General features: G+C 60.6%; 6 protein-coding genes. 3 read left to right on the top strand and 3 right to left on the bottom strand.

Translation table 11 applies throughout. The features are described from left to right. Window positions 1–191: 191 nt before the first annotated feature. Window positions 192–695: a single-stranded DNA-binding protein gene (gene ssb, locus JF616_00335; GenBank protein ID MBW8886174.1), complete on the bottom strand. Its 504-nt coding sequence runs from the start codon at window positions 693–695 to the stop codon at window positions 192–194. Between the two features lie 123 nt (window positions 696–818). On the opposite strand from ssb, the gene JF616_00330 reads away from it, so the two are divergent. Then, window positions 819–1,922 carry a DUF1343 domain-containing protein gene (locus tag JF616_00330; GenBank protein ID MBW8886173.1) on the top strand — a complete coding sequence of 368 codons (1,104 nt, stop codon included), beginning with the start codon at window positions 819–821 and terminating at the stop codon, window positions 1,920–1,922. 30 nt (window positions 1,923–1,952) lie between these two features. Further along, window positions 1,953–2,852 carry an NTP transferase domain-containing protein gene (locus JF616_00325; protein ID MBW8886172.1) on the top strand — a complete coding sequence of 300 codons (900 nt, stop codon included), beginning with the start codon at window positions 1,953–1,955 and terminating at the stop codon, window positions 2,850–2,852. 81 nt (window positions 2,853–2,933) lie between these two features. Here the strand turns inward: JF616_00325 and JF616_00320 are convergent, their stop codons facing one another. After that, window positions 2,934–3,818, bottom strand: a complete 885-nt coding sequence (locus tag JF616_00320; protein ID MBW8886171.1) for a hypothetical protein — start codon at window positions 3,816–3,818, stop codon at window positions 2,934–2,936. A gap of 501 nt (window positions 3,819–4,319) precedes the next feature. Further along, window positions 4,320–5,225, bottom strand: a complete 906-nt coding sequence (locus JF616_00315; protein ID MBW8886170.1) for a hypothetical protein — start codon at window positions 5,223–5,225, stop codon at window positions 4,320–4,322. A 545-nt stretch (window positions 5,226–5,770) separates the two neighbouring features. Between JF616_00315 and JF616_00310 the strand changes: the two genes are divergently transcribed. Continuing rightward, the coding region (locus tag JF616_00310) for a protein kinase (protein ID MBW8886169.1) at window positions 5,771–7,424 on the top strand (1,654 nt) is incomplete at its 3' end.

Raw genomic sequence — 7,424 nt, 5'->3', positions numbered from 1 at the left:
GCTCGCATGTGGAAGGGCAGTTCCGCGCTTTGACCTATGAAGAGGGATACCGGGCCGAGAGAATGACGCAGATGATGGGGCGGATCGTTCTCCGCTTCCGCTAGGGTCCTTAGCGCGCCTGAAAACGAAAAGGCCGGCCCCCTGCGGAGCCGGCCAGTACGCGGGAAGGAAGGGCCCGGCGGCCCTCCGCATCAGAATGGCAAATCGTCCTCGGCCTGGGGCGGGAGCGAAGCCGGAGCGCTGTAGCCGCCGCCGGGAGCGCCGCCGGCGGGCGCGCCGCCGAAGGATCCCCCCGCAGAGCGCGCGTTCATGGCGGGCTCGGAGCGTTGGAAGCCGCCGCCCTCGCCGCCTTCGCGGTTGCGCGGGCTTCCGAGCATCTGCATCTGATCGGCGATGACCTCGGTGGTATACCGCTTCTGCCCGTTCTGGTCGTCCCAGGTGCGGGTTTGCAAGCGGCCTTCGATGTAGACCTGCGAACCCTTGCGCAGATACTTCTCGGCGACCTCGGCCAGGCCGCGCCACATCACGATATTGTGCCACTCGGTCTTCTCGACCTTCTGATTCGTGTTCTTGTCGGTGTAGCTGTCCGTGGTCGCGATCGAGAAGTTCGCCACCTTGGCCCCGGAGGGGATGGCGCGCACTTCCGGGTCTTTGCCCAGGTTGCCGATCAGCATGACTTTGTTGAGGGATCCCATTTCGTCCTCGCTTCTCCCCGGGGCGGAAATTCCCGGGGGCACTGTGTTGATGAACCTAAATAATTGCCCGCGCAAGCCGCCGAAATTGCTTTATTGGAACATTCGGAGGCCCATCCAGGCAGCATGAAAAGTAACAATTCCAAGGTCGTTCTGCCCCTCGATCGTTTGAACGAAGTGTGGCCTTCCGCCCTCAAAAACGCGGCCATCGGCGCGGTCCTCCATCCCGCTTCGGTTTCCGCCTCCCTGGTCCACACCTCCGATATCCTGAAGTCCCATGACGGGTCCTTGTTCCGCCTAAAAGCCTTGTTCGGGCCCCAGCATGGCTACCTGGGACAGACCCAGGACAACATGATCGAGTGGCGGGATTTCAAGCATCCGCAATGGGGCATTCCGGTCCATAGCCTGTATGGCGAACATCGCGAGCCTACGCCCGCGATGCTGGAGGGCCTGGACGCGCTTCTGATCGATATGCAAGACGTGGGCGCGCGCTACTACACCTTCATCTGGACGATGTACCTCTGCATGCGGGCCTGCGAAAAACTGGGCATCCAGGTGGTGGTACTGGATAGGCCCAACCCCATCGACGGGCAGAGCGAAGAGGGGCCCGTGCTCGATCCGGAATACCGCTCCTTCGTAGGGCTGCATCCCATCAAGGCGCGGCACGGGAAAACCATCGGGCAATTGGCCGAGCAGTTCCGGAGCGAGGCGTTCCCGAAATGCGAGCTGACGGTTTTGCACATGCGGGGCTGGGAACCGTGGATGTATTACGAGGATACGGGCTTGCCGTGGGTCTTGCCTTCGCCCAACATGCCCACCGTGGACACGGCCGTGGTTTATCCCGGCATGTGCCTTCTGGAAGCGACCAATATGTCCGAAGGGCGAGGCACCACCAAACCCTTCGAGCTCTTCGGCGCCGGCTACATTTCCGATGCGGCCGGCTTCACCGGCAAGCTGAATGCCTTGGGCCTTCCCGGGGTGCATTTCCGCCCGGCCTGGTTCCAGCCCACCTTCCATAAGTTCCAAGGGCAACTGTGCGGCGGGGCCCAGTTCCACGTCACCGACCGGAAGACCTTCCTGCCCTGGCGTTCGGCCGTGGAGATGCTGAACCTGGTGCGGCGCGAGTACGGGGACGCGTTCCAATGGAAGCCGCCGCCCTACGAGTACGAGCACAAGAAGCTGCCCATCGAAATCCTGATCGGCGGGCCGGTGGGGAGCGTCTTCCCGTGACGACCGCGCCCTCCGCGCCGGCGCCGTAACATGCCGGATACCCTTTCCGCCTTCTTCCTGTGCGCCGGCTACGGGCGGCGCTTGCGCCCCTTGACCGATCGCATCCCCAAGCCGGCCATCCCCTTCCAGGGGAAAACGGCGTTGGAGATCAACTACCGTAAGGTGCAACCGCTCTTCCCGGCCCGCCTTTTGTGCAATACCCATCATCTCTATGCCGAAATGGAGAAGCCGGCCTTGCGTCTGGGGATGCGCACGCTTTATGAGCCCGAGATCCTGGGCACGGGCGGATGCCTGTGGAACGCGCGGCATATCCTGGAGGCGACGGATCGTTTCCTGGTGCATAACGGCGATCTCATCCACACCATCGATTTAAAGGATCTGTTGCGGCGGCACCAGGCCTCGGGGGCCATGGCCACCTTGGCCGGCATCTTCCGCCCCACCCACAACACCTTGAGCGTGGGCGCGGATGGCCGGCTTCTGGGCGTGCACGGGTTCGAGGGCTACGCGCCGGCGGGAAACGAGTTGGCGCGCCTCACCTTCGCCGGCATCGCCATCTACGAGAAGGCTTTCCTTGAATTCGTGCAGCCGGGCGTCGCTGACATCAAGCCCTACTGGACCGCGGCCCTGAAGGCGGGCCATGCCATCAAGGTCGCCAATTACAGCCAGGACGCGGCCTGGTTCGATTTCGGGACCCCGCAGGGATTGTGGGACGCGTCCAAATTCCAAATGGAGCTAACGGGCGAATACGCCTACCAATACACGCCTTTGGTCCGGGAAATGCGCGCCTACGTTTCCAACGAGGCGGGCGTGGACGATCTGCCGGAGGCCTTGCGCGACGTGCTCATCTACGAGGAGCCGGCCGTGCCGATATCCCATCATGCCCGGAACCAGATCATCGGGCGGGATTTCCGGTGGGAGATCAGGCCCTGAATCGACCTGCGCTTCGTTGATCAGGTGGGAGTGAAAAGCGGGACCCGGAAAGGTCCGGATCCCGCGGCAAAAAACCCGAGGTCAGGCCCCCTGGTAGATGTTCCCCCAGGAATTGACGATCCAAGGCGTCCCGTCATAATCCACGGTAATGCGTACGGCACCCCCGTTGGCCTCCTGCCACGTGGTCCCATCCCATTTGATAATGCCAAAGTCCCCTTGGGACCCAACGGGGTTATTCCCGATGATCCAGATCGTCGACCCATTCCCCGATGAGCTGATTCCGATATCGTTCGCCTTTTGCGAAGTGAATGGAGCGAATACCCCATTCAAATCCCCTTTCCAGATATCATGGAACGAATTGATGACGTAGGGATAGCCGCTCGGATCGACGTCAATCCGGACCCCGCCGCCGGTGGTTCGGATCCACTGGCCGCTGGGATCGTCCCACTTATAGATCGGATGATCCGAGGTGCTGCCCGAGACATAATCGGTACCCAATGCCCAAGCATAACCGTTCGTGCTCGTTCCGATTTCGCTCACGGTAAGGGAGCCGACGCCACTCCAGTGGGAGCCGCGGTCGTTACTCTTGTAAACCCTATGGTCGCTGCCGATAACATACACGGCTTCTCCTCCTGAGTTGGGCCCGCAGCATCCTCCAACATCGGTTTCGAATCCTCCGCCGGCCGTAGCTATCCAGTCGGACCCGCTCCACTTGTAGACCGTATGCCAGCCGCCGGAATGGGTATCCGTGCCTGTAATGTAGACGCTGCGGGAGAATCCGGCTCCGATCGAGGTCGCTAACCCCGTCTTTAAGGACCAACCCACGGCCACCGAAGCGGCCAAGGCCGGCTTGTCCGGCGCGGAGGCGGTATCGGTCTTCTCGGAAGTGGGGAATAAGCAACCTCCCAGCAATAGGGACGCGGCAACCGGCAGGCCCGCATACAGGATATTTCTCGGATTGATCATTATTACCATCTCTATTGGTTATGGCTGACATGCAGCCGTGGGATGAATATGGAATCGAAAGTTTTAAGCCAATTTAATTGGTTATAATTATTTTCCGAAAAAAAACGTTTCCATCGAGGGATCGGGAGGGATAAGTGAAAAGGCGTTCGCCGTATCCTTCGGAACCGTCCCCCGACCGGGACCGGTTTCCCGCGAGAGGGACCCAGAGACGAGCTAGGCCTGGGAAGGCGCGCGCGCAGGTTCGGAAAATCAGAAGTCGCCTGGATGGTTTTTGCGAACGCAGGATCAAAAACTGCGTAGCGGATATATGTCTGAAGAACCCGTATGGATTCCCGGATTCATGTCGGAAACATTGGCCAGGATTTTCTTGGCAAGAGGGCCGTTCCGATCGTGGACCTCCAATTGGCCCTGATCGCGGAGCCAGATCCAAACCGGGAAGCCCATCGGATGCTGTCGACGGAAGATGTGGATCCGGAAGGCTCCGGATCCCGCGGCACTAACTCAAGGATTAGATCCCTGGTAAATCTCCCCCCAGGTAGTAACGATAAAAGGCGTTCCGCTGGAACCCACGGTGATGCGTCTGGCGCCGGAGGGGGCCTGCTGCCAATTTAAACCATCCCACTTGTAAATGCCGTAGTCCCCGTCGCTACCTACGTGGTCGGCTCCGATGATCCAGATCGACCCATTCCCACCGATTCCGATATCGACCGCCTTTTTGGAAGTAAAATGCCCGAAATAGGTGCCATCCGAATTACCCTTGTAAATATCGCCGTAGGAGTTTATGACGTAGGGAAGGCCCGTCGGGTCCACCTCAATACGGACCCCGGCCCCCCCAGTCTTCACCCATTGGGCGGTCGCAGGGTTGACACACCTGTAGATTGGATGATCCGACGTAGTACCCGGGTAAATCTCGCTACCCAGAGCCCATAACGCGCCGTTCATGTTCGCTCCGACCTCGCTTACGGGAAAGGAGGACTGTAGAGTCCAGTGGCTACCGTCGTCATCGCTTCGCCAAAGTCTTTGGTCGGTGCCGATAAGGTATACCGTCCCACCGCAACCAGCCCCATAGCAACTTCTGAGTATGCCCGGGGCGTCCATTTCGGTCGTACTTGAACCCGTGCCGTTCGTGCTCACCCAATCGTAAGCGCCTTCACCGTAGTTCCAGCCCCATATATAGAGAATATTTGTGAAAATCTCCGTCATGTAGAGTTCTCCGTTGCCGGCCGCGATCGAGTTTGCCCACCCCGGTAGTTTGTTCCAGGTGAGGCTCACCGAAGCCGCCAAGGCCGGCTTGTCGGACGGGGTAGCGGTCTCGGCTTTTTCGGAAGTGGGCATAAAGCAGCCTCCCAAGAAAAGGGAAGCAGCCAAAGGCAGCCCCGAGTACAGAATGCTTTTCGGATTGATCATAAATACCATCTCCATTGGTTATGACTGCCATTCAGCCATGCAAGTGGGAGGAGTCCCGCAACTTACGAGCCAATTATATTGGTCATGAATTTTTCCGGCGGGGGGAGCGTTTATTGGCCGTAATCGGGAGTGGAAACCGGAATGAACGACCCCGCTTCTCCGGAGCCGGCCGGATACCGTCCCCCGACCGGGACCGGTTTCCCGCGAGAGGGATCGCGCGCGGGCGCACCTCCCCTGGTTCTGTCCCGGTGGCGGGACGGTTTTCCCGCGCGAAGGATTGGCTATCCCCCGGAAGTTTTCCGGAAGCTTAAAAAACGGGTCTTCCGATCTGGCACGGAAATTGGTTATGGAATGGAGTTTTGCAATCTCCTTAATCCGGTTTATATGGTGCGTTGCGCTGAAGTTAAAATTCCCGCGATTCCGGACCCCAAGAACATGTTCCGGAAACCTTTGCGGGCCATCCAATTCCTAGATTATCCGACCCGGGAGGCGCCCAGCGCGTCGCCGCAAACGTCCTATTGTCCGGTATTCCCTGGGTCGATTCAATGCAACCGCAAGGTCGTTACACAATTCTGGGGGAAATCGCTTCGGGAAGCACCGCGACGGTATTCCTTGCCGAGGATGGAGTTCTGCGCCGGAAGGTCGCCTTGAAGAAGCTGCATCCCCATTTACTTAACAAGCCTGAGATGGTGAGGCGTTTCCAGAAAGAAGCCGTGGCGGTGGCCTCGCTCTCCCACGAGAACGTCATCAAGATCTTCGATTACGGGCAGGAGGAGAAAAGCGTTTTCTTGGCGATGGAGTTCGTGGACGGCGCTTCCCTGGAGTGCCTGCTCGAGCGTACGCATGGAATCATCCCGAACCTGGCGGCCCTTTCCCTTTTCCACCAATTGTTCGCCGGCTTGGCCGCCGCCCATGCCCACGGCATATGCCATAGGGACGTGAAGCCCTCCAACGTGTTGATTGATCGCAAGGGGACGGTGCGCTTGGCCGATTTCGGCATCGCGTTCCTGTCGGAAGAGACCTCGCTGACCCGCACCGGCTTTTACTTGGGCACTCCCGGGTATTCCTCGCCTGAGCAAGCGGAAGGTAAGGGCGTGACGGAGAAATCGGATATTTTCTCCGCGGGCATCCTGCTTTACCGCTGCCTGACGGGAACCATGCCCTTCGCGGCGGGGTCGCCGCATGCCGTACTCAAGGCGATCGTGGAGAGAAATCCGGCCCGGGCCAGCTTGGTCAATCCCCGCATTCTGCCCGGCATGGCCGACTTGGCGCAAGAGATGCTCGCCAAGCATCCCGAGCAAAGGCCCGATGCCAAGACCTGCGCCTTGCGTTTGGAAGCGATCTCCGAAGGGACGGGCCTTCCCATCGAGGCCCAACGCCTCCGTTGCCTGCTGGATGATCCGGCCCCGGCCGCGGAAAAGGAATTCCGGGATATCGCCGAGCGCTTCGCCCGGCAGGCGCGCCTGATGGATCAGTCGGGTAAGGGACGGGAAGCGCTGAAGCTGTATTCCATGGTCCAGGTTTTCTCGGACAAGAAGAGCGAGGCGGGAGGGGAGGCGCGAGGCTACCTGAAGAACGGCGTCCGGCGCAATCGCGTCCTCGCCACCTCGTGGGCGGTTTTGGCCTGCGGCGTTTTCGCGTTCTGGGCCCTCCGGCACCCCCGGAGCGAAACGGAGCCGGGAGCCTTGCTTAAGCCCGCGCCCGGCGTCCTTCCATCCCCGGCTGCCACGGCCCCGGTCCCGGATTTTGCCCTGCCGACGGAGGTGCCCGCATGGCCGAAGGAGGCGCAGGGTAACTCTCCAGTTACCCTTGCGAAGGCCGCCTCGCCGACGCGGCGCTCCGTAAGGCCCTTGCTCGCGGCCGATTCCCGCGGGGCGGGCGCGCCGGCCTCCCCTTTCATCATGGCTCCCTCCTTCCCCGAGCCCGCGTCCCCGTCCGCTTCGGAAAAGGGCAACGAAAAGGGCGGCCACGCGGGCGGATACGTCTGGGTCAAAACCACTCCGCCCTTCGCGCGCTTGCGCATCGATGGCCTGGAGTCGGGCGCCACGCCTTTGGATACGCCTCTTTGCGTAGCGGGCGGGTCCCATCGCCTGCATGTGCAGCACGAGGGATGCAAACCGGTTGATCGGGATTTCCAGGTTCCCGAAGGGGACACGGTCACGCTCCGCCTGAGCCTGGATCGAATCGAGGATGTCCCTT

Source organism: Fibrobacterota bacterium, from assembly GCA_019509785.1.
Classification (GTDB): domain Bacteria; phylum Fibrobacterota; class Fibrobacteria; order UBA11236; family UBA11236; genus Chersky-265.
This window is presented reverse-complemented; position numbering and strand designations above follow the sequence as displayed.

Excerpts from the sequence above, each read along its gene's own strand:
- ssb (MBW8886174.1), bottom strand. The coding sequence starts at position 695 with ATGGGATCCCTCAACAAAGTCATGCTGATCGGCAACCTGGGCAAAGAC.
- JF616_00330 (MBW8886173.1), top strand. The coding sequence starts at position 819 with ATGAAAAGTAACAATTCCAAGGTCGTTCTGCCCCTCGATCGTTTGAAC.
- JF616_00325 (MBW8886172.1), top strand. The coding sequence starts at position 1,953 with ATGCCGGATACCCTTTCCGCCTTCTTCCTGTGCGCCGGCTACGGGCGG.
- JF616_00320 (MBW8886171.1), bottom strand. The coding sequence starts at position 3,818 with ATGATCAATCCGAGAAATATCCTGTATGCGGGCCTGCCGGTTGCCGCG.
- JF616_00315 (MBW8886170.1), bottom strand. The coding sequence starts at position 5,225 with ATGATCAATCCGAAAAGCATTCTGTACTCGGGGCTGCCTTTGGCTGCT.